The following is a 17,540-nucleotide window of genomic DNA, read 5'->3' on the forward strand; positions in this document are numbered from 1 at the left end:
AAGGGAGAAATTGGCATGAAGAAGCTCATGACGATGGCCCGGCAGTTCCGCGACGAAGAGAACGGTGCTGCTATGGTCGAATACACGGTTCTTCTCGGCATCATCACCGTTGCCGTGATCGCGACCATTATCCTGGTCGGCACCTGGGTGAGCGGTAAGTGGACCGCATTGTACTCAGCGATTTCGGGTACGTAATCGGCAATACTGAGACATCATCGGCGCCGGGATACGCCTGGCGCCGATGGCGCTTAGAATAGTTTCAGCGGGGGCTGGGGATGCGCGCGAACACTATAATTATGATCATCCTTGCCGGAGTCTTTGGCGTGCTCGCGGTAGTGCTTGCCAACATGTGGCTTGCCAATCAGCGCAGCGCCATGGCTAAGCCCGGCGATGTGGCGCGCGATACCGTTGTGGTAGCCGCAGTGCCGCTCAAATTCGGCGACTCACTGAGCGCCGACAAATTGCGCGAGATCGCTTGGCCTGCGGGCGCGGTTCCATCTGGCGCTTTCAAGACAACCAAGGAGCTTCTGGCTGGCGACGGCACCAAGCAGGCGCTTCAAGCGATCGGCGTTAACGAACCGGTTCTCGCCACCAAGATCACCGGCCCAGGCCAGCGTGCCACGCTCTCGGCGGTGCTAGCGGAAGGCATGAAGGCCGTCTCCATTCGCGTGAATGACGTCCTCGGCGTCGCGGGCTTTGTCTTCCCCGGCGACCGTGTCGACATACTGCTGACCCGCACCGTTCGCGGTGACCAAGGCGCCGACAGGAGCTTTGTCGACGTGCTGCTGCAAAGCGTCAAGGTGCTTGCCGTCGACCAGGTCGCCGACGAAAGCAAGGAAAATCCGCAAGTCGTTAAGGCGGTCACCGTTGAGGTCAGCACCAAGGATGCGCAGAAGCTGACTCTAGCCGCCGGCGCCGGGCAGCTGTCGCTGGCGCTTCGCCAGACCGCGGCCAACAAGGGTGAGACGACAGAGCGCGTCACGCTCGCCGATCTGACCGGCGATACGCCGGACGATGTCGCGAAACGCCAAGCGGAGCTCGACAGGCAGAAAGCAGCGGACGCCGCGGCTGCCGAAGAGCGCAAGCGTGCGGACGACAAGATCGACGGCCTGGCCAAGGCGGTGGATCGTGTCGGCAGCAAGATCGACGAGTTGAACAAGGCAAAGCCTGCGCCGGTCGTCGCTTCCGCTCCGCAGGTCAAGGAAGTGGTCAAATACGTGCAGCCCGAGCCACCCACGCGGGTGACCGTGGGTGTGTTCCGGGGCGTCAAGCTCGAATCGTATGAGGTGCCGCGACAGGACTGACGAGGTACGGCGCGGCGGGCTGCCAAGGCAGCAAATGGGGAGACGGGGAATGCAGGCGTTTTGGGTTCGGATAGCGGCGGCCGCGCTATCCTTGGTGGGCGTATCGGCGCTATTGGACCATTCGGCCTGGGCGGCCGACCGCTTCATCGACGTGTCGAGCCCGTCGCTGCACCGCGTGTTCGTGCCCGTTTCCCAATCCGCGACGATCACGGTCAACGCGACGCTGGGCGATATCGTCGTCGGCGACGAAAAGATCGCCGATGCCCAGCCGATGACCGACAAGACGCTCTACATCATCGGCAAGAGTGTCGGCACCACCACGGTCAACCTGTTTTCCGAAGACAAGCGCTCGCTGGGCGCCATCCAGATCGAGGTCGGCCAGGATGTCAGCGACATGGCGGCCGCCATTCGCCAGGTGGCGCCGAAAGCGCGCATCGAGATCGGCTCGATCAACGGCAAGGTTCGGCTGAGCGGCCATGTCAAGGATGCGGCCACGTTAACGCAGATCGTCGAGGTGACGCAGCAATACGGCCCCGACGCCATCATCAACGCCGTCACGATCGACGACAGCGAGCAGGTCAATCTCTCGGTCCGCATCCTGGAGGCCAAGCGCAACGCCGGCCGCGATCTCGGCGTGTCCTTCAAGAGCACGAATAGAAGCGGCACCACAAAAGTCGGAACCGGCATTGCCGCAGTGGATAAAGACAATGTAGTGCTCGGGTCGGGTACTTTGCTCAGCGGGCTCCTGTCCAATGCCAGTCCGTTCGGAGCACTGCTTACGCGCGTCATCGACAGCAACGTCAAAGTTGACTTGTACATCGAGGCGCTCGAGTCGAAAGGGCTGGTGCGGCTGCTCGCCGAACCGAACCTCACCACGGTTTCAGGCGAAACTGCAAGCTTCAACGCCGGCGGCGAGGTGCCGATCCGCAGCGTCAACAGCCAAGGCGAGATCGAAATCGTTTTCAAGCAGTTCGGCGTCAATCTGAACTTCACGCCTGTCGTGCTCGACGACGGCAAGATCCACATGAAGCTGGCGCCGGAAGTCAGCGACCTGACCGGCTTCACGCCTGCCGGCGACCCGATCTTCACAAATCGTAAGCTGGCGACCGTGGTCGACCTGCGTGACGGCCAGAGCTTTGCCGTGGGCGGACTGCTCTCCAGCAAGAACACCAGGCTGCAGGAGCAGGTGCCGTGGCTCGGCCAGGTGCCGATCATCGGCGCGCTGTTCCACAATTCGAGCACGCAGAAGGAAGAGACCGAGCTCGTCGTCATCGTCACGCCGCATCTGGTGCGGCCGGTGAAGCCTGGCGAACAGTTGGCGACGCCTTTCGACAAGACCAAGCCGGCCAACGACCCCGAGCTTTTCCTACTCGGCCAGCTCGAAGTCAGCAAGGATATGATCCGCAAATATGAGCTGGGCGACGGCGTCACCGGCCCCTATGGCCACATGTTGGATGTCAAATCGAAGGACAAGCTGGTCTATGTCAAGAAATAAGCTCCTGCTCGTCCTTCTCGGCTCCAGCCTGCTTGCGGGCTGCGCCGCGGACTATTTGAACAATTACGACACGATGACGCTGGCGTCAGGCGACTCGCAGAAAGCCAACCAGCTGCTGCAGACGGTCGATCCATACAATCCGGCTTCGAACAATACGAAGATCGAAGGCGACGGCGCGCGGTCGGTCGCCGTCGTTCAGAAATACAAGCTTCCGCCCACAACATCCGCGCCGGCGACGAACATGACGGTGAATGTCGGCCCGGCTGGCGCAAGCACGCCGCTGAACTGAACAGAGGATGCGGAGACAAACGCGCTGGGCGACGAGGGCGGGCGCAGAAGGACAGCGAGTAAGGTCATGTTGGGGACCATATGCAGATTCTGGCGCGATCAGCGAGGCATAGCGCTTATCCTCGTCACCATCATGCTGCCGGCAATCATCGGTTTTGCCTTGCTGGCCATCGACATGAGTCGAGCAAACAACCTTCATAATGATGTGCAGAAGGGAGCCGATGCTTTTGCAATAGCGGCCGCAGCAGAACTCGATGGCGCGCCCGACGCTTGGACACGTGCTGAGCGCGCAATGGAAAACCTGGTCGACAATACGACTCGCTTTTCAAATTCAGGCTTGGTGACATTGGCAAGTGCCGGCAGCGTGACCGTCAATCCGGGCGCAAGTTCCTGCCGCTCGCGTGGCAATATTTCGTGGTGTTTTTTAAAGTCTCTTCCCGCCAGCGACAGTTCTCCCATAACATCGAGCAATTATGCGACCACGCAGGCGGAAACGTTGTTCGTGCAAGTGACAGTTACGCCGGAAAGCTTCAGCTCAATATTTCCTGCATCGTTCCTAGGCGGCTCTAACGGCTTGACGGTGGGCGCTACCGCGGTGGCCGGAAGTCCAGGTGCGGTTGTCTGCGATATGGTGCCGGTGTTTATCTGCAACCCGTTCCCCGGGCAGAGTCTGTACGAAGTGGCAAACTCAGGCCAGTTTTACAAGAAGAGCCTCAAACTGGTCGTTGGCAGCACGAGCTGGGGACCTGGCAATTTCGGTTTCTTGCGACCGAGTGACGGCCACGGCTATGGCGAAACAGACCTTGCGACTGATATCGCCATTGGCCGCGTTCCGGAATGCGTAAGCGCCAGGCGAATTTACACTCAGACGGGCAACCTGACTACCAAGGTAAAGGCGGCTTTTAATACGCGCTTTGATATCTATGCGAATGGAGGTGGATTTCCGTCGAAATCCGATCCTCGCTGGCCACCTGCGCCGAATGTGCGTAAGGGCTTCCAATATGCCTCTAACGGTAATGGACAGGGATCCGGCAGCCAAAATCCATGCAACATGGAACTCGCAACGGATGCGACCCGATATCACCAACTGACCCGTGACACTTCATTCACGGGCCAGATTGGAAACGGCGGATGGGACTACACCGGATACGCTGCCGCTAACCAGATGACCTCGGCGCTGACGCATTTTGGCTCGTCGTACAACAATACAACCAATCCCCCTTCACGTTACGATCTCTACCATTGGGAGAATACTCACGACAGCAATGGCAACGTCGTTCCTGTCGGAGATCCAAATTCGCTCGTGCACACACAGTCTGTTGGTGGAGAGACCGGCGTACCAGCTTGCGCGTCAACGGTTGGCGACGAAGATCGGCGCCTGATCTATGCAGCTGTAGTCGATTGCAGTGATTCCTATGTCCAATCGCAACTTAATGGCCAGAGCGGTGCTCCCCCTGCAATCGGCTTCGCCAGCTTGTTCTTGACCGAAGCCGTCACCGGCGACGAAGTCATGGCCGAAATTGTCGATATCGCGGGTTCCCGAGGCAGAGGCACGATGGAAAATTTCGTGCGCGACGATGTCCAACTTTACAGATAACGCGATGCCCAATTTGCTGGGCCGCCTGTTCGACAAGTTCCGCCGCGACGAGCGGGGGGCGATGCTCGTCGAGATGACACTCATCACTCCATTGATGCTTTCACTATCGGCGGGAGTTTTTGAATTTGGCAATCTCATCGAAAAGAAGCTGCTGATTGAAGCCGGACTAAGGGACGCTGCGAGGTATACTGCACGCTGCAAGCAATCTTTCTCGGGGATCGACTGTCAGTTGGTAGCTGCGAACATTGCAGCGACCGCAACTGTCGATGGGACTGGCGCCCCGCGCGTTTCCGGCTGGAGCGCAGCCAACGTAACCGTGCAACCAACTTATCTAACAATCCCGATTACTACTGACGGCAGTGGCAATCAGAACTACAGAAGTTCTGACGCCAACGTATACACAGTCCGGGTTAGCACGTCGTTCACCTACACTGGCGTCTCACTGCTAACCTACCTCGGTATAGGGCCTATCACACTAACCGGAGCCCACGAGGAAAGGTATATCGGATGGTGACTTGCGTCCGATTTAGCGGAGACGAAAGCGGTGCCGTGATGGTCGAGGCGGCTATCTCCATAACGCTGCTGCTCGTTCTGACGCTTGGATTCGTTGATTTCGGCAACGCCTTCTTCCAGTGGAACGCAGCGGCCAAGGCTGTGCAAGTTGGCGCGCGCATGGCATCCGTTTCGCCGCCTGTCGCGCCTGGAGTCAAGACAGCTGGCCCAACGGCAGTTCCCGGCGATCCAATCCCCGTTTATCCGGCCGCCAACAGCTATCGCTACATCTGTATAGGTGGAGATGCGTCATCATGCAGCAACTATTCGGACGCCAATTTCAGCCGTATCTTCCGCGGCGATACCGCTTATTCGAATGATGATGCTTGCCCTGCGGTTACAGCGGGCCAGCGTCCAGGCATGTGCCATTTCTTCGCAGGATTGCGACGACGGGACGTGCAGATCACCTATGTGTCGAGTGGGCTTGGCTATCAGACCCGGCCAGGCGGTGCCGTGCCAACGATCATCGTTGAAATCCGCCCCGGTCACCCGTTCCAGTTCTTTTTTCTTGGTGGGCTTTTAGGATTTGCCAACATCGACATTCCGCCAATGCGAAGCACCGTGACCGGTGAAGATCTTGGCGACGGAGGCTAGCCGAATGAACGCCATCGACACCAGAGTGCTGCCGACGAAGCGCAAGCAGGTTGCCCTGTTTTCGTCCGATCCGAACTTCAGGCGCGACGTGACGACGCGGCTCGACGCGCTGGCGATCTATGACGTCAAGGTTTCGGAAGCGGTCGAGTTCCTGAAGGGGCCGCCGGTCGATGCGCGGCCGGGCATCATCATCCTCGACCTCGGCAGCGGCGAGCTGCTCGGCGATGGCGCGATCGTCGAGGCGCGCTCCAAATGGGCCTCGGTGCCGCTGATCGCGGTCTCGGGCGAGCTTTCGTCCGAACAGACGCGGGTGCTGGTGCGCATGAATGCGTCGGACTGGCTGCACAAGCCGCTCGATCCCAAGGAGCTGCTCAACGCCGTAACCTTCCACGACACCGGCAGCCAGGGCACGAAGAGCCGCATCATCACCTTCATCGCCGCCAGCGGCGGCGCCGGCGCGACCACGCTGGCGATCTCGGCGGCGGAGCATCTCGCCTCGAAGTCGGCCGAGCGGGCGGCCTCGACCTGCCTCGTCGACCTCGACTTCCAGAGCGCCAATTGCGGCGCCTATCTCAACCAGTTCAACCAGTTCGACCTTTCCGGCATCATCGGCCAGCCGGACCGGCTCGACGTCGAGCTGATGGACGTCATCAAGCTGTCGCGGCCCTCGGGCCTCACGCTCTATTCCTTCGAGCGGCCGCAGCTGCCGTTCGAGCCGCACGGCGCCGATTTCGTCTTCCGCCTGCTCGACCTCGTCGCCTACCGCTTCGACGACATCGTCATCGACCTGCCCAACATCGAGACGCCGTGGCACGAGTCGGTGCTTAGGACCAGCGACGAAATCTTCATCGTCTTCGAGCTCAATGTCGCCTCGCTCCGGCAAGGCAAGCGACTCTACAAGAAGATCCGCGAATTGCGCGGCAATGGCGTCTCGATCACGCTGGTCGCCAACAAGCACAAGCGCAAATGGTTCGGCAACCACTTCTCGCGCAGCGAGCTGGAGAAGATCTTCAAGGCGCCGCACATCAAGTCGCTGGCGCTGGACAATGCGCTGCTCGCCGATGCGCTGAACCGCGCCATCCTGCCCTCCGAGGTGGATGGGCGGGCCCGCTTCAACAAGGACCTGAAGCGCATGTTCAAGGAGCGGCTGGACAATGCCCAGCAGCGCTAGCGCAATTCCAGGAAAGATACGCAGCGGTTTTGCGTCCGCAATCGCGGCAAAGCACACGCGGCGGATGGCGACACGCCTTGCGGGCGCCTGGCTGATCGGCATTGCGCTCGCACCGGCCTGCGATCCCGCCGCAGCCGGATCGGGGCTGCCGCCGCTTCCTGCGATGGGCCCCAGCCTGCGCAAGACGGTCGCCTTCCAGACCGGCGAACAACCCGGAACGATCATCATCCGCAAAAGCGAGAAGGCTCTTTATCTGGTGACGGGTCCAGGCCAGGCGCTGCGCTATCAGATCAGCGTCGGCCGCGACGGCTTCGGCTGGACCGGCACGGTCAAGATAGCGGCGAAGACCGAATGGCCTGAATGGCGCCCGCCCAAGGAGATGCGCGCGCGCCAGCCGGAACTGCCGGCGATGGTGCCTGCCGGCCCCTACAATCCGCTCGGCGCCAGGGCGCTGTATCTGTCGCGGGACGGCCGCGACACGCTCTATCGCATCCATGGCACGAACGATCCGAAGGGCGTCGGTTTCGACGGCACTTCCGGTTGCTTCCGGCTGACGAACACGGATGTGATCGATCTCTTCAAACGCGTCGCTGTGGGCGCAAAGGTGGTGGTTGAATGACGATGATCAGCGAACCGGAGATTCCGGCTATCGAACTCGGCGAACGGGAGAAAGCCCCGGGCAGGCCGAACCGGGCGGTGACCATCGGCGCCGTCATGGCAGGTGCGGCGCTCGTCACCTTCGTCAACGTCACCGCCGCCATCTATCTCTATCGCGGCGTCAACGACCTCAGGGCGATCGAGGCGCGGCTGGACCAGCTCGGCCAGTTCGAGCAGCGGATCGGCGCCCGCATCGATACGGTCAACAACGGCTTCCAGAGCCGGTTCGAAACGCTGGACCGGCAATTGCAGGCGAGCTTCGGCCGGATCAACGGCAATATCGCCCATCTGGAGCAGGGCCAGCCCGCCGCAGCAGACGCCGAGATGCCACGGGCGGCGCCGGAGCCAGCCTTCGCCGGCACGACGGTAGCGGACGCGTCGGCCGTTGAAAATCCCGCCGAACCGGAGGCCGCGTACTCACCGATGTTCAAGCGCAAGGTGTCGCCGCCTGGACCCAACCCGTCCTACCAGCGCATCCAGCAGGCCGACGGCAAGGTCTACTACAAGAAGATCAACTGACCTCGCACCGGGCGAATGGCGGAAGGAACGTCGATCAGTAAACCGACGGCTTAAAGATCGCGCTGCAGCGCCAGGATGCGGATCGCGCGGGCTTCCGCGCGCAGCCTCGCCTCGCGCAGGAAAGCGACATGGCAATAGGCGCAGGCCGCCAGCCCTAGGCACAGCACCAGGCAGTTCTTCAAGCTGAAGTCGATCATCAGCGAAAATTGCAGGCCGCGCGGCGCGGTGAAGCTGGCAATCGTGCTCGCCGTTTCCGAGTGGCTGCCGGCCGCGATCATCAGCCCGGCGAACATCAGGGCGGCATGATTGGCGAGGAAGAAGCCGGCGGATCTTTTGGCCTGGCAGGCCATCCAGCAGGCAGCCGACGCGACGAAGATTATGGCGGCGTCGAGGGCCATCGAGCCGCCGAGATACAAATCCACCTGCTGCCAGAACATCGTCGAGAAGGGGCGCAGCTCGAGCCAGACGCGCCACATGGCGGGACTGGCCGAATAGGTTCCGAGAAGGAATGTCGCCGTTCGTTCCGCCGCCAGCAGGAAGAGCATGAGGGCCGGGAAGGCAAAGAGCAGTGTCGGCTTGCGCGTCATGTCATCCCCTCGACATCCGATGCTTGAATGTAGGTCGCATTGGTTGCGCGAGACTTAACGCAACGCCTTGCTTTTCAAGCAATGTCGCCGGCGGCTAATGTATAGTCGTATGACGCGGCGAAGGTGCGGTGCCGTTTGACAAGGCAGAGCGGATTGCGTTCGGGCAGCATCATCGACAGTTGGAACCGGTCCGCGAGGGCGCGATTGTGGGCGAGGTAAGATCGACCGGCCGGCTTGCCGCGACGCTGGGCAGCCTCGGGCTGGTCGCCGGCGCGCTGCTGATTGCCGGGTCCAGGCACTGGTTGCCGCCCGACCTCCCCTCGCCACCGGCCCAGGATGCCGGCGAGGACAGACCCGCTCTTCACGCACCCATTCACGACGCGCGGCCAGGCCAGCCGGCGCGAAGGATAGCCGAGAACCTGATCGCGCCGCCGCCGGTCGACGCGTCCGGCATCGAGCGCATCGAGCCGCGACCCCCGCTCGGCGAGCTCGGCCTCGCGTCGCCGCTGAAGACGCCGATGCCGCAGGACTGGCCTGGGACGCTGCTCTATCGTCCGGTCGCCAGCTCGTCGTCGATCTTCGAAGCCATGGGGCGCCGGGTCATGATCAGCGGAACCGTCGATATCGACCCCGACAGGACCTGCGCGTTCGGCGATGCCGTCTGGCCCTGCGGCCAGCGCGCACGCGCCGCTTTCAACGCCTGGATGCGCGGCCGGGCGCTGAAATGCCTGCTGCCGCCCGACGCCGACCGTTTCGCCATCGCCGCGCCTTGCATGCTCGGCAAGCAGGATGTCGGCGCCTGGCTCGTTGCCAATGGCTGGGCCATAGCTTCGCCTTCGGGCATCTACGGCAAGGCCGAATCCGTGGCCCGGGGCGCCAAGATGGGCATCTTCGGCCCGCCGCAATGAAGCACTCGAGCCGCCTTCGGTTCGGAATTGCGTAAAAACGGAATGGTTAAATGAGTTCAGCGATCCTACCAAGCGCTGACCTGCTTCAGTGGCCGAATCGGATCATCAAGCGAGAACGGGGTGCAACCGCCGGCGCATCAAGGGAGAAAGACTCTGATTTCCTTCAAATTGTAGGCCTTGCTGAAACGGAAATCGTAACACACGGCCTTTAAGCCAATGCGTCCAACGGGAGATTGGCCAGTGAGCATAGAAACACAGACCGCGCCGGCAAAAGCATGGAAGCATGTCGTTTGGCTGTCCCTGCTGGGCACCGCCGGCTGCGTGGGCCTGTCGCTTGGCCTCAACTATCTGCTCCTGTTCATAGACGCGTTGACGCCATTCGGCCGCAGCGTCATCACCGCGACGCTGCTGCCCATCATCATCGGGCTGCCGCTTTTTGCCTTGCTCGGCTGGAGAGAGGTCGAGGTGCGCCGTTACCGGCAGGAACTGACGAGGTCCGGCACCTACGACCGGCTGACCGGCTGCCTCAACGGGACGGTGTTCACCTCGATGGTCGACAGAAGGGCGGCGCGGCCGGCCGGCCCGCGCTCCGGCGCCTTCCTCGTCATCCACCCGGAACATCTTGCGTCGATCAACCTGCGCTTCGGCTTTGGATGGGGCGACGAAGCATTGCGTCTCATAGCCTCGGCTGTCCGATCCTCGGTGCGCAAGGACGACCTGATCGGCCGGCTCGGAAATTCGATGTTCGGGGTTTTCCTTCCCGGCGCGACGAAGCAGGACGCCAAGGAGGTCGGCGAACGCATTCGACAGGCGGTCGGCCAGATCTATTTTGCGCCGAAAGGCGACAAGGACGTGCTTAGCATCCGCGCCGGCGGCGTTGTCTTCGAGCATGAACTGGCGTTCGAGGACATGTTCCGGTCCGCGGAGGAACTTCTGTTGCAGGCTCAGGACGAGGCTGACCTGGCGTTGTCGCATGTCAGCAACTGACCTGCGAGCGGAGACCTGCCTGGGGCGATCGTTCCGGGGCACATCGGTCTTCAAAGGTAGCGCGGTCGTTTAAGCCTCAGATTCCGCCCATGCAGAGATATTTCATCTCGAGGTAGTCCTCGAGGCCGTGGCGGGACCCTTCCCGCCCGATGCCGGACTGCTTCATGCCGCCGAAAGGCGCGGCCTCAGAGGACATACGTCCGGTGTTGATTCCCACCATGCCATATTCCAAGGCCTCGGCCACGCGCCAGACGCGCTTCAGGTTGGAAGCATAAAAATAGGCAGCGAGGCCGTAGATCGTGTCGTTGGCCTCACGCACGACCTGATCCGCATCCTCGAAGCGGATGACCGGGGCCAACGGTCCAAAGGTCTCCTCTTGCGCCACCGCCATCGCGCTGGAGATATTGGTGAGGACCGTCGGCTGGAAAAATGTGCCGTCGCTGCCAATCCGGCCTCCGCCGCACCGGATCGCACCGCCTTTTGCCACGGCGTCGGCGATATGGGATTCGATCTTGCCCAAGGCACGCCTGTCGATCAGCGGGCCGATGGCGACACCGGGATCGAAACCGTCGCCAACGTGAAGCTGGCGAACCCGTTCCACGAATTTATCGACGAACTCGTCATGAACGCCCGACTGCACGTAAAGGCGGTTCGCCGAAACGCAAGTCTGACCGGCATTGCGGAACTTCGCCTGAATCGCGCCGTCCACGGCGGCATCGATGTCGGCGTCGTCGAAGACAATGAAAGGCGCATTGCCGCCCAGCTCGAGGCTGACCTTCTTGATCTGGTCCGCACACTGGCGCATCAGCAGCCGCCCGACCTCGGTCGATCCGGTGAAGCTGATCTTGCGCACTTTGGGATTGTGGCAGAGCTCACGCCCCACCGCAGCGCCCTCGGAGGCGTAGACAAGGTTCACGACACCGTCGGGAAAACCGGCCTCGGCGGCGAGCGCGAACATGGCGCCCGCGACCAGCGGTGTCTGTTCGGCAGGCTTCAGCACGATGGCGCAGCCCGCAGCCAGCGCCGGCGAGATCTTGCGCGCCACCATCGATGCTGGAAAGTTCCACGGCGTGATCGTGCCGACGACGCCGATCGGCTGCTTGATCACCAGCATGCGCCGGTCCGTCGACGGTGCCGAGATCGTCTCGCCATAGATACGATTGGCTTCCTCGGCATACCACTGCAGATACGCCGCCGCATGCGAGACTTCCGATCTGGCTTCGGCAAGCGGCTTGCCCATCTCCGCGGTGAGGATCGCGGCGAGATCGTCGGTGTGGTCGACGATCAGCTGATGCCATCGCCACAGCATTTCGCTGCGCTCGCGGGCGGTGAGCCCTGCCCACTCGGCCTGGGCGACATAGGCCCTGTCGATCGCCGCGCGCGTCTCCTCGACGCCCATGTCGGGAAGTTCCGCCAACACTTCGCCGGTCGAGGGATTGAGGACCTCGAACGTGCGCCCGCTCAGCGGCGCGCCAATTACCGGCACACGATCGATCGCGCCGAACAGATCGGGGGATTTCAGATGGCGGATGATCGGCGGGCACAGGGGCAATACCGGTTTCCTTCTCAAGCAAGTTGATGGGTATCAATCGCCAACCTGTATGCCGCACATCCGTGCCTCTCATAGGGCCTGGGAAAGGTGGCGGTAGACCCACCTGATCAAGCTGGCGGCCTTCGAAGCGATCGATGTCCTGAATTCGCGGACTTCGAGCGGCCTGTAGCAGCCACCTGCTACCAGATTGTGCGCCTAGCCGACCAGATCAGCGGCGGCAACTATTCGGCGTCCAGGAAACCGCGGCAGAAACCGGAAGCCGAAGGACTGATCATCCATGCTGGCGGCGGCACGCCAGTCGCCGCCGAGGCCGACCCATCCATCCGGGTCAGCATCAATGGCCGCGTGGTCTCGGTGGACCGCAATACTGGCCGCTAGCTTCACCATATCGGCGATATCCGGAACCGAGGCGGCGCACAGGCCCGGTGGATTGCCGAAAACCGCGCCGGTCCGCTGACTACGAATAGCGCAGCGCCAGGGGCTTGTTTGTGAGGTATATGGCCGCGCTTGGCGGAAGCGTCCCGCCAGGCCGGTGCAGGGATGAGCCTTGAAGAGGCCGGCTCCGCAAACAAGTTCCGCATCGCAGGTGCACCTACTACATCAGTCCATGCGCTATTTGTCGTGCCGCGGGCAAGCGCCGCAGCGCCAGCATTGCGACGACGCCAAGCAGCGGGCCGGGCGCCAGGATCAGGAAGCTCCAGCGCCAGCCGACCGTCTCCGCCACGAATGAGGTCAGATGGATGGAAACGAAGGTGAGAGCGATGCCGCTGCTCAACTGCAGGGAGAGCGCGGTGCCGACATAACGCGGATCGCTCAATTCGGTCGCCATCGCCGAAAATTGCGCGGAGTCGCCGACCACGGTTACTCCCCAGAGAACGGCGACAGCGACGAACAGCCAAGACGGACCGTCAACGGCCAAGCCTATCGTCAGCGCGCAGAGACCGGAAACCGCCATCATCGCCGCCGCGGTCGCGGTTCGGCCGATACGATCCGCGGCTATCCCGCCTAGGATCGAGCCGATACCGCCCGACACGACCACGAAGAAGGCGAGCAGGGAGGCACCTCGAGAACTGCCGGCTACGATGTCGGGACTTCCTGCCCTGATGTAGGCCAGTATCCAGCCCCACATGGCGTAGAGCTCCCACATGTGACCGAGATAGCCAAGATTGGCGAGCATGAGCGCGCGGTTGCGCGCCAGCGTTTTGATGTGGCGAGGGTCGAATGCCGATCTCGCGAAAGGATAAGGCCCTTCCTCGCCGAGCCGGAGGATCAACAAGGCACCAGCCAGTGCCGCGAGGGAGGTCGCCACGATGACGTCATGCCAAGCCAATTCGGCGGCTCCGGCTGATATTAGATGAGGAAAGGCAGAACCAAGCGTCAGCGCCGCGAGGAGGACGCCAAGCGCCGTTCCCCGTCCACGACTGAACCAGGTCGACACCAGCTTCACCGCTGGTGGATACACGCCCGCCAGCGCCAAGCCTGTGACAAAACGGGCCACCAGCAGCAAGCTGACGGAGGGTGCGAACAATAGACCGAGGTTGGCCGCGGCGGCAGTCAAAGCACTGACGCCGATTAGCTTGCGAGGCGAAACCATATCCGAAAGGCCAATCATGCTGGAGCCCAACGCGCCGATGGCAAAGCCGATCTGCACTGCGCCGGTGACCCAGGCGCCCCCCGCCGGAGAGAGGCCCCACAGTTGCGTCAGTTGCGGCGCGATCGCCGTTGCAGAAAACCATGTGGTCATCGGCAGGAAGGCACCGATCGAGATCACGACCAGCATCGACCAGCGCCGGACGGCGCTGGCTGCGGTGACGTTGGCGACTGCCATGCGGTCCATACCCATCGGTTCAGGCCGCGATAGAGCCCTGCAGTTGCTCGAGCACCGGCAAAAGGTCGGCCGGGTCGGGTCTGCGTGTGTAGTCCGGACTGACTTCTGCGTAGGCGATGACGCCGTCCTGTCTGACCACGAAGCGAGCCGGCATCGGCAAGGTCCATGAGGAGTCCTCGTTGATCAGCGGCAGATCGACGCCGAAGCTGCGATACAGCTCGATCAAGTCATCCGGCAGGCGAAACCGCAGGCCGAAAGCATCGGAGACCTTGCCGTCGGGGTCGCTCAGCATCGGAAAATCTATCTTCTTGTCGCGCTTGGCCTTACGGCCGTTCGCCAGCGACTGCGGCGAGACGGAAACCAGTTGGGCGCCTGTAGCCTGGATTGCGGGCCAAGCTTCCTGCAAGGCGCCAAGCTCGATGTTGCAATAGGGGCACCAGACGCCGCGATAGAAACTGAGCACCAACGGGCCGCGAGCAAGCAGATCTTCGGATGCGACAGACCCGCCATCAGCCTCCGACAACGTGAATGCCGGGGCAACGGCGCCTGCCTTCAAGGCCTGGGCGGCCTGACCCGATGCTATGAGTTCGGCGGTCGCGCGGTGCATGATCTCGACCGCTTGCCTTGGGGCCTTGCCTTCAAAGTCGGCTTTGAAGGCGTCGAGCTTTTCCTGAAGAGACATGAGACAACACTCCAAATCTTGACCGCATTTTTTGCGGCGGAATGTCCTCGCCTATTTCCAAAAGGAGGGGTAGCTTGCCAGAGAGCATAGCAATCATCCGGAAAACGAATGGCCGACAGGCTTCAGGAACTTGAGGTTTTCGTGCGGGTGGCCGAGCGGGGAAACCTTTCGCAGGTCGCTCGCGAGATCGGTCTTTCGCAGCCGTCCGTGTCGCGGATATTGAACGACCTGGAGGCGCGCATCGGCGCCCGTCTTCTCATCCGCACCAGTCGCAAGGTCGGGCTGACTGAGGCGGGGCAAGTCTATCTCGACCAGATCCGACCGCTGCTGGCAGATCTCGGGGCGGCGGCCGACACCGCCGCAGGCAATGAGGAACTGCGCGGGGTTCTGCGCGTCGAGCTGTCGGTTACATTCGCAGTGCGCGCGCTCATTCCTCGTCTGCCCAGCCTTCTCGCCGAGCATCCCAATCTCTCTGTCGAGTTGATGATGGACGATCGCCGGCGCAACCTTGCCGAAGAGGGCGCCGATGTCGCGATCCGGCTTGGCCTGCTCGACAATTCCAGCATGTTGGCGCGCAAGGTCGGGCAGACGCCACGGCTGCTCGTTGCCGCGCCGGACTACATTGCTCGGCACGGCGAGCCCAGCAGCCCTGCCGATCTGGCGCAGCACCAGGTGATCTTCGGGCCTTCCGACAGTTCCGGTGCGACGTTTCAGGAACTGATCGACCCGCGGGTCAGCTTTGTCCTGCCCGAAAGCCCCCGTATCAGAGTCTCGAGTTCGGCCGGCGTCACGGCATGTGTTGTGGCAGGACTTGGCGTGGCATTCGGTTCGGGATGGATGTTCAACGCAGAACTGCAGGACGGCCGCCTGTGTCGCCTGCTGCCGGATTTTGCACTGCCGATCATACCCATCCACGCCCTTTTCCCAGCCGGGCGCCAGCCGAGCAAGCGGGCCAGGGGATTCGCCGATTGGTTGAGCAAGTCACTCGCTTCCTGACAATAAGTCGGTGATGCCGTTCGTCGGAATCCCATGTCGCAAAAGAAGCACTTCGGCCGCAACGCCGGCCGCTTTGCTCAATGAGATCAATTAGGTTAGTCTTCCAATATGCGCCATCGCTGATAGACCATTTCGCTGAGGGGGCGAAAGTTTCATGGAGATGCAGCAGGTCCGCTACTTTCTGGCCCTGTCCAGTACGTTGAACTTCACCAGAGCGGCCGAGGAGTGCAACGTCACCCAGCCCGCGCTGACGCGTGCGATCAAGACGCTCGAAGAGGAATTGGGCGGAGAACTGCTTCGGCGCGAGCGCCAACACTCGCACCTGACGGAACTCGGGCGGCGCATGCTGCCCCTTTTGCAGCAATGTTATGATGCGGCGACGTCCGCCAAATCGCTTGCCAAGGCAGTGCAAAGCAGCGATGTCGCGCCGCTCAACGTGACGATTTCCAACAGCATCAATATCGCCCTGCTGGTCTCGCCCTTCACCGAACTTTTCCGGGCTTATCCCGGCGTGCATCTCAAGATCCACCGCGGCTCGCCAGTTGCCGTCATAGAGGCGCTCAAGGGCGGCGAAGTGGAACTCGCCGTTGCCGGCCCCCTGGGTCAGGCTTGGGATCGCCTCGACGCATGGCCACTTTTCCAGGAAGGAATCGAACTCGCCGTGAATTCCGACCATCCGCTGGCCCGCCGCAACGAGGCCGACGTCGCGTTGGCTCAGCTTGCTGCGGAACCCGTGCTCAGCCGGATCGATTGGGAGACAAGCGAGGAATTGTCGCGCCGTCTCTCCGAGAAAGGCCTCACCCCTCGAACCGCGCACGAAGTCGAGACCGACCAGGACCTTCTCGCGCTGCTCGAGGCCAACGCCGGGGTTGGATTCGTCTCCCTGACCGCCCCTCGCTCGCCGAACACGCGCCGGCTAAAACTTCGCGATCTCGATGTTTCGCGGACCGTCTCCGTTTACGCGGTTGCCGGCAGGCATAGATCTGCGGTCGCTACGACCTTGCTCAACCTGCTGAGGTCGGCGGACTGGTCGCCCTTCGGCGTCAGCGAGCCCGCCTGAGCGCCGTGATCAGATCGTCAATGTCCATGCGTCGGCGGTAATCGGGATCGACAAAGCGATCCGTGATGACGCCGTCCGTCCCGACGATGAAGGTCGCAGGGATCGGCAGGAACCAGCTGGGATTGCCCTGGTAGCTTGGGAGGTCGTAGGCAACGCCCATCAACCGCTCCATCTCGGTTCCGATCCAAATCGCCAGGTTGAGAGACAGAGCGTAGCCATTGTCCATATCGGTCAGGAAGGGGAAGCTTGCGCCAACCGCTGCCTTCATCGCCCTGGCGAATTTGCCTCGCTCGGGCATGATCGCCACGATTTGCCCGCCCAACGCCACGATCTCCTGCTGAACTTCGACGATACCGATCGCGTTCAAACGGCAGTAAGGGCACCAATGCCCGCGCTGGAAGGTGATCACAGCGGGCCCCTGGAGCAGGATGTCGGCCAGCCCAACCAGCCTGCCCTCGTCGTCCGGCAGAAGGAATGGCGGCATGACATCGCCGGGCTTTGGCGCCGCCGCTCCGGCACCCTGTTTCTCCAGGCGTTCCACCAAGCGGTCTACCGCATCGGCGAAATTCGCGTCGATCCGTCGGACCGCCGCGGCAATCACCGCCAGTCGCTCGTTGAGAGGCGCATCAAGTTCAACGGCTGCCTGGACGGCCTTTTCAAATGTCATGGGCTCGGCGGCCATTTCTGCGCTCTCATCGATCTGCCGCAGCCTATCATCGAAGCCCCCCGGCCACGGCCATGTTTTTCTTGCATGGTTTTGATG

20 protein-coding genes are annotated in these 17,540 nt (G+C 62.1%); 15 read left to right on the forward strand and 5 right to left on the reverse strand.

The genetic code is table 11. The features are described 5' to 3' along the window. The first annotated feature begins 15 nt into the window (after positions 1 to 15). The 10 genes from QAZ47_RS30830 (at position 16) to QAZ47_RS30875 (ending at position 8,177) form a co-directional block, all read left to right on the forward strand. Positions 16 to 195: a Flp family type IVb pilin gene (locus QAZ47_RS30830; RefSeq protein ID WP_278231903.1), complete on the forward strand. Its 180-nt coding sequence runs from the start codon at positions 16 to 18 to the stop codon at positions 193 to 195. Positions 196 to 275: 80 nt separating this feature from the next. Next, positions 276 to 1,304: a Flp pilus assembly protein CpaB gene (cpaB, locus tag QAZ47_RS30835; RefSeq protein ID WP_347567171.1), complete on the forward strand. Its 1,029-nt coding sequence runs from the start codon at positions 276 to 278 to the stop codon at positions 1,302 to 1,304. A 49-nt stretch (positions 1,305 to 1,353) separates the two neighbouring features. After that, complete coding sequence (locus QAZ47_RS30840; protein WP_278231905.1) at positions 1,354 to 2,799, forward strand: type II and III secretion system protein family protein; 1,446 nt, start codon at positions 1,354 to 1,356, stop codon at positions 2,797 to 2,799. Beyond that, on the forward strand, positions 2,786 to 3,088 hold the full coding sequence (locus QAZ47_RS30845) for a hypothetical protein (protein WP_278231906.1): 303 nt from the start codon (positions 2,786 to 2,788) through the stop codon (positions 3,086 to 3,088). The genes QAZ47_RS30840 and QAZ47_RS30845 overlap by 14 nt, the downstream gene beginning before the upstream one ends. A 66-nt stretch (positions 3,089 to 3,154) precedes the next feature. Beyond that, positions 3,155 to 4,684: a pilus assembly protein TadG-related protein gene (locus tag QAZ47_RS30850; protein ID WP_278231907.1), complete on the forward strand. Its 1,530-nt coding sequence runs from the start codon at positions 3,155 to 3,157 to the stop codon at positions 4,682 to 4,684. Continuing rightward, entirely contained in the window at positions 4,665 to 5,198 is a 534-nt protein-coding gene (locus tag QAZ47_RS30855) for a TadE/TadG family type IV pilus assembly protein (protein WP_278231908.1), read from the forward strand. Before QAZ47_RS30850 ends, QAZ47_RS30855 begins: the two co-directional genes overlap by 20 nt. Before the next feature lie 38 nt (positions 5,199 to 5,236). Beyond that, positions 5,237 to 5,830, forward strand: a complete 594-nt coding sequence (locus QAZ47_RS30860) for a TadE/TadG family type IV pilus assembly protein (RefSeq protein WP_278233914.1) — start codon at positions 5,237 to 5,239, stop codon at positions 5,828 to 5,830. Positions 5,831 to 5,834: 4 nt separating this feature from the next. Then, positions 5,835 to 7,001: an AAA family ATPase gene (locus QAZ47_RS30865; protein ID WP_278231909.1), complete on the forward strand. Its 1,167-nt coding sequence runs from the start codon at positions 5,835 to 5,837 to the stop codon at positions 6,999 to 7,001. A 64-nt stretch (positions 7,002 to 7,065) separates the two neighbouring features. Further along, positions 7,066 to 7,620 carry a L,D-transpeptidase gene (locus tag QAZ47_RS30870; RefSeq protein WP_278231910.1) on the forward strand — a complete coding sequence of 185 codons (555 nt, stop codon included), beginning with the start codon at positions 7,066 to 7,068 and terminating at the stop codon, positions 7,618 to 7,620. Beyond that, complete coding sequence (locus QAZ47_RS30875; protein WP_278231911.1) at positions 7,617 to 8,177, forward strand: hypothetical protein; 561 nt, start codon at positions 7,617 to 7,619, stop codon at positions 8,175 to 8,177. The genes QAZ47_RS30870 and QAZ47_RS30875 overlap by 4 nt, the downstream gene beginning before the upstream one ends. Before the next feature lie 50 nt (positions 8,178 to 8,227). On the opposite strand, the gene QAZ47_RS30880 is transcribed toward QAZ47_RS30875, so the two are convergent. After that, positions 8,228 to 8,764 carry a hypothetical protein gene (locus tag QAZ47_RS30880; RefSeq protein WP_278075402.1) on the reverse strand — a complete coding sequence of 179 codons (537 nt, stop codon included), beginning with the start codon at positions 8,762 to 8,764 and terminating at the stop codon, positions 8,228 to 8,230. A 206-nt stretch (positions 8,765 to 8,970) separates the two neighbouring features. Between QAZ47_RS30880 and QAZ47_RS30885 the strand changes: the two genes are divergently transcribed. Both QAZ47_RS30885 and QAZ47_RS30890 read left to right on the forward strand, forming a co-directional pair. After that, the gene (locus QAZ47_RS30885; protein ID WP_278231912.1) at positions 8,971 to 9,672 is read left to right on the forward strand and encodes a thermonuclease family protein; all 702 of its coding nucleotides are present in this window, start codon (positions 8,971 to 8,973) and stop codon (positions 9,670 to 9,672) included. Between the two features lie 240 nt (positions 9,673 to 9,912). Next, positions 9,913 to 10,659 (forward strand): GGDEF domain-containing protein, encoded by a 747-nt coding sequence (locus QAZ47_RS30890; RefSeq protein ID WP_278231913.1) that lies wholly within the window; start codon positions 9,913 to 9,915, stop codon positions 10,657 to 10,659. A 76-nt stretch (positions 10,660 to 10,735) separates the two neighbouring features. Here QAZ47_RS30890 and QAZ47_RS30895 read toward each other — a convergent pair whose 3' ends face one another. Beyond that, positions 10,736 to 12,211 carry an NAD-dependent succinate-semialdehyde dehydrogenase gene (locus QAZ47_RS30895; RefSeq protein ID WP_278231914.1) on the reverse strand — a complete coding sequence of 492 codons (1,476 nt, stop codon included), beginning with the start codon at positions 12,209 to 12,211 and terminating at the stop codon, positions 10,736 to 10,738. Positions 12,212 to 12,400: 189 nt separating this feature from the next. Between QAZ47_RS30895 and QAZ47_RS30900 the strand changes: the two genes are divergently transcribed. Further along, positions 12,401 to 12,589, forward strand: a complete 189-nt coding sequence (locus QAZ47_RS30900; protein ID WP_278231915.1) for a hypothetical protein — start codon at positions 12,401 to 12,403, stop codon at positions 12,587 to 12,589. A 217-nt stretch (positions 12,590 to 12,806) separates the two neighbouring features. Here the strand turns inward: QAZ47_RS30900 and QAZ47_RS30905 are convergent, their stop codons facing one another. Both QAZ47_RS30905 and QAZ47_RS30910 read right to left on the reverse strand, forming a co-directional pair. Beyond that, positions 12,807 to 14,039 (reverse strand): MFS transporter, encoded by a 1,233-nt coding sequence (locus QAZ47_RS30905; protein ID WP_278231916.1) that lies wholly within the window; start codon positions 14,037 to 14,039, stop codon positions 12,807 to 12,809. Between the two features lie 19 nt (positions 14,040 to 14,058). Next, a complete protein-coding gene (locus tag QAZ47_RS30910) occupies positions 14,059 to 14,721 on the reverse strand; it encodes a peroxiredoxin-like family protein (RefSeq protein ID WP_278231917.1) in 663 nt (220 codons plus the stop codon). Positions 14,722 to 14,829: 108 nt separating this feature from the next. On the opposite strand from QAZ47_RS30910, the gene QAZ47_RS30915 reads away from it, so the two are divergent. Continuing rightward, positions 14,830 to 15,717, forward strand: coding sequence for a LysR family transcriptional regulator (locus QAZ47_RS30915; RefSeq protein WP_278204713.1), 888 nt, complete (start codon positions 14,830 to 14,832; stop codon positions 15,715 to 15,717). A 154-nt stretch (positions 15,718 to 15,871) separates the two neighbouring features. Then, the gene (locus QAZ47_RS30920) at positions 15,872 to 16,777 is read left to right on the forward strand and encodes a LysR family transcriptional regulator (RefSeq protein WP_278231918.1); all 906 of its coding nucleotides are present in this window, start codon (positions 15,872 to 15,874) and stop codon (positions 16,775 to 16,777) included. Here the strand turns inward: QAZ47_RS30920 and QAZ47_RS30925 are convergent. Beyond that, positions 16,761 to 17,459, reverse strand: coding sequence for a peroxiredoxin-like family protein (locus QAZ47_RS30925; RefSeq protein ID WP_278231919.1), 699 nt, complete (start codon positions 17,457 to 17,459; stop codon positions 16,761 to 16,763). The two genes, QAZ47_RS30920 and QAZ47_RS30925, sit on opposite strands and share 17 nt — an antisense overlap. Positions 17,460 to 17,540 lie beyond the last annotated feature (81 nt).

This window comes from Mesorhizobium sp. WSM4904 (assembly GCF_029674545.1).
Classification (GTDB): Bacteria; Pseudomonadota; Alphaproteobacteria; order Rhizobiales; family Rhizobiaceae; genus Mesorhizobium.

Excerpts from the sequence above, each read along its gene's own strand:
- QAZ47_RS30830 (WP_278231903.1), top strand. The coding sequence starts at position 16 with ATGAAGAAGCTCATGACGATGGCCCGGCAGTTCCGCGACGAAGAGAAC.
- cpaB (WP_347567171.1), top strand. The coding sequence starts at position 276 with ATGCGCGCGAACACTATAATTATGATCATCCTTGCCGGAGTCTTTGGC.
- QAZ47_RS30840 (WP_278231905.1), top strand. The coding sequence starts at position 1,354 with ATGCAGGCGTTTTGGGTTCGGATAGCGGCGGCCGCGCTATCCTTGGTG.
- QAZ47_RS30845 (WP_278231906.1), top strand. The coding sequence starts at position 2,786 with ATGTCAAGAAATAAGCTCCTGCTCGTCCTTCTCGGCTCCAGCCTGCTT.
- QAZ47_RS30850 (WP_278231907.1), top strand. The coding sequence starts at position 3,155 with ATGTTGGGGACCATATGCAGATTCTGGCGCGATCAGCGAGGCATAGCG.
- QAZ47_RS30855 (WP_278231908.1), top strand. The coding sequence starts at position 4,665 with ATGTCCAACTTTACAGATAACGCGATGCCCAATTTGCTGGGCCGCCTG.
- QAZ47_RS30860 (WP_278233914.1), top strand. The coding sequence starts at position 5,237 with ATGGTCGAGGCGGCTATCTCCATAACGCTGCTGCTCGTTCTGACGCTT.
- QAZ47_RS30865 (WP_278231909.1), top strand. The coding sequence starts at position 5,835 with ATGAACGCCATCGACACCAGAGTGCTGCCGACGAAGCGCAAGCAGGTT.
- QAZ47_RS30870 (WP_278231910.1), top strand. The coding sequence starts at position 7,066 with ATGGCGACACGCCTTGCGGGCGCCTGGCTGATCGGCATTGCGCTCGCA.
- QAZ47_RS30875 (WP_278231911.1), top strand. The coding sequence starts at position 7,617 with ATGACGATGATCAGCGAACCGGAGATTCCGGCTATCGAACTCGGCGAA.
- QAZ47_RS30880 (WP_278075402.1), bottom strand. The coding sequence starts at position 8,764 with ATGACGCGCAAGCCGACACTGCTCTTTGCCTTCCCGGCCCTCATGCTC.
- QAZ47_RS30905 (WP_278231916.1), bottom strand. The coding sequence starts at position 14,039 with ATGGCAGTCGCCAACGTCACCGCAGCCAGCGCCGTCCGGCGCTGGTCG.
- QAZ47_RS30910 (WP_278231917.1), bottom strand. The coding sequence starts at position 14,721 with ATGTCTCTTCAGGAAAAGCTCGACGCCTTCAAAGCCGACTTTGAAGGC.
- QAZ47_RS30915 (WP_278204713.1), top strand. The coding sequence starts at position 14,830 with ATGGCCGACAGGCTTCAGGAACTTGAGGTTTTCGTGCGGGTGGCCGAG.
- QAZ47_RS30920 (WP_278231918.1), top strand. The coding sequence starts at position 15,872 with ATGGAGATGCAGCAGGTCCGCTACTTTCTGGCCCTGTCCAGTACGTTG.
- QAZ47_RS30925 (WP_278231919.1), bottom strand. The coding sequence starts at position 17,459 with ATGGCCGCCGAGCCCATGACATTTGAAAAGGCCGTCCAGGCAGCCGTT.